3 protein-coding genes are annotated in these 2,768 nt (G+C 44.8%); all 3 read right to left on the reverse strand.

What is annotated here, in order from left to right; genetic code table 11:
- Positions 1-238: hypothetical protein (locus tag BQ8005_RS17785; RefSeq protein WP_234984110.1), on the reverse strand; the 238-nt coding region annotated here is incomplete at its 3' end.
- 309 nt (positions 239-547) lie between these two features.
- The gene (locus BQ8005_RS16945; protein WP_159436306.1) at positions 548-1,105 is read right to left on the reverse strand and encodes a hypothetical protein; all 558 of its coding nucleotides are present in this window, start codon (positions 1,103-1,105) and stop codon (positions 548-550) included.
- Positions 1,068-2,768, reverse strand: a 1,701-nt coding sequence (locus BQ8005_RS17135) for an RHS repeat-associated core domain-containing protein (RefSeq protein ID WP_234984111.1), incomplete at its 5' end; no start/stop codon positions are given. The genes BQ8005_RS17135 and BQ8005_RS16945, both read right to left, overlap by 38 nt.

Genomic DNA, 2,768 nt, shown 5'->3' on the forward strand with positions numbered 1-2,768 from the left:
ACACGTAGTACGTGTCGGCGTAGCTGTCACCGGAGAGCACCCCACGGTCCAGGAGCGTGCGCCCCTGCTTGTCGAGGAACGACAGGCGGACGTGACCGTCCTCGTCCGTCGAGCGGACCACTTCGAGCGAACCCGAAGGATACACGCCCTCGTCAGACAACCCGCCAGAGGACGTCACCGTGAAACGGCGGCACGAGAGGAGCAATAGCGGAATGGGACGAGCGGAGGCTGTAGCCACAGGTGGTCGAAGCCTCGACGGCGTAGCTGAACTGATAGCCAAATAAAAAAGAGGCTGTCTCAAAATAAAAATGCAAAAGTAAAAATCTTATAGATTGAAACTTAGTAATAAAAAATTCCTGCTTTAGTCCTTGTTTATTACAATTATTAGGACTAAAAGCAGGAGATTTTTATATTGTAGCTTATAGATTGTAAGTAAGCTTATCTCTGTTTTTTATTTTGAGACAGCCTCCTTATATAGTAAGCACAAACAAGGACTGTTCAAAATGTAGACTTTAGTATCCAACATTCTCTGGACAGAGCTTTCTATTTAATGCAATGATACAGAAGGTAATAAAATTGGGATTCCACTTTCACAATCACAAAAGAAAATAAAATCTTGGCGAATTAAAATATCCATAACATAATTCAATTCTGCAATTTGGTTGGTTGATAAAGTATCATACTCAATATATGCTTTCGGTATATTGCCAACAAAAAATGTATCCAACAAATATCTTAATCCCATCTGTCTATATATAGAATCAATTTTAGGGTGAGGGATTACAATATAGTCTTTCAAGCGATCGAATGTAGCACTATCAACCAAGATAATATCACGCGAAGAAAAGGAAGTAATTTTATTATCCAGACTTCTACTTTCATTTATTGCAAAATACAAACTATTTTCGTCACACAGAACATGATATTCATTATTGTCATACATTACATTAACTGATTTATAACGAGGATTGGTCGTCATAAACTCAGACAAATCGTTATTCACTTTCTCTTGTCTTTCAGAATAGAATAATTGTATCAAAAAAACGATTGAAAATACAAGAAAAAAATTATTCCAAAAATTCAAGAGGTATTTCTTTTTTCCCATATCTTATTCTTTTTGTATCTCCTGTAACCTTTCTTATCCTATTCTCTATATTCACGGCTCGGATATCCATTTTCAGAATTCCATTGATTCTTGTGTTTGGATCAAAAGCACCTTTATCCAAATCCAAAGCATGTTGAAGTTCGTGAACCAAACCGACTCGAGAAGTTCTAACATTTTCGCTACCAACTTCTTTTCGTTCTGGATCATAGAACACCACGGAACCTTGAGGCGTTTCTTCTTCAGCTTTTTGAGAATTATAAAGTGTTGCATTTTGATACCTGGAACGCTCGTCAGGCATTGTAATTTCATGAATATTCTCGCTTTTCTCCAATTCGGTAATCATTTTACCGACAACAGGGTCATCCCGTTTCAACTGCTTCAAATCAGCCTTCACTTGACTCTGGTACTTTGTATCAAATCCAAGCCACGATTTGATTTCATCAATTATTCCATTCGGATTAGGTTGTACTATGATACTGTCTCCATTCACATCAATATTCATGACCGGACTGTTCGCCGCATACTGGTAAGGCGACATGGACGAGTATTTCTCGGCATAACGGTCAACAGTCGTAAACCTTCCCAGCGCCGGGTCATAATGTCGTGCCCCGTAATCGTACCAGTTCAAACCGTTCTTCGTGTCCAGTTCCTTGCCGTTGTACTTGTAGGGCTGTACACTCGTAGAGTTGGCGAAGACACCGCCGAAGGGGTAGTAATGATTTACTTCCTCCACGGTTCCACTTTGGCTTACCACCATCCGGTTATTCCCCTGATGGTCCTTCAGGAAGTAATGGTACTGCTTGTCGGCCAGGGTGACATATCCTTCCTCCGTCAGCAGCAGCTTCTGCACACCGTTCTCATAGACCACGTTTCCGCAATAGTCCGTTGTGGTGGTCGTACCGTTGATGACATGCTTCGTACGGAGTTTTGTGCCGTCGGCGGCATAGACGTATTCAATGGTGCTCCCGTCCGCAAAGACTACCTTGCTTGGCAAATTTAAGAAATTATATTGAATATCGGAAATATTCCGGTTCAAATCTTTCGTAAGGTTTCCGTTGGCGTCGTAGGCGTACTCATTTTCCTGCTTTACAGCATCTTTGAACTCGAAACCGTTGTTGTAGGCCGCAGTGCCTGCCGCGTCGTCCACACGGTTCAACTGGTTGCCGTTCAGGGTGAAAGTCAGGTTGTCGATAAGCCCGTAGCTGCTTGCCCCCGTCTGCCCGTAGCGTTGCAGGGCAAGGATGTTCCCGTTCTTGTCGTAGCCCGTTACCTTCTCCGTGAAGCGGTCGGCGTTGCTGCCGTCGCTGTAGGCTGCGGTCAGCATGCGGTTCAGGTTATCGTAGCTGAACTGATACCCGTGCGTGGTGGTTTCAGTATCCGCCTTCCACGTCATCCCGCTGATGTTCCCGTTATAACAGGGAGTTGCGCCGTCGTTGTACTGCAAGCTTTGTGTGAACTTCCCGCCGATTCCCGTCAGCCAGTCGCGGATGTTGTAGGTATAGCTCTGCGCAAGAGTTGTATTCCCGTGCGGAGACGTGCTTTGCAGCCTGCCCAGCTCGTCGTAAGTGTTCTCAGCCAAGGTCACCGTCACGCCGCCCAGCGTGTGCTCCACCTTCGTCAGGCGCTCCGCGTGGTCGTAGGTGTACTCGGTGACCTCCGTGAG

This window comes from Bacteroides togonis (genome assembly GCF_900130135.1).
Taxonomy (GTDB): domain Bacteria; phylum Bacteroidota; class Bacteroidia; order Bacteroidales; family Bacteroidaceae; genus Bacteroides; species Bacteroides pullorum.

Bases quoted from the DNA above. Each gene is read 5' to 3' on its own strand.
- BQ8005_RS16945 (WP_159436306.1), bottom strand. From the start codon at position 1,105: ATGGGAAAAAAGAAATACCTCTTGAATTTTTGGAATAATTTTTTTCTT.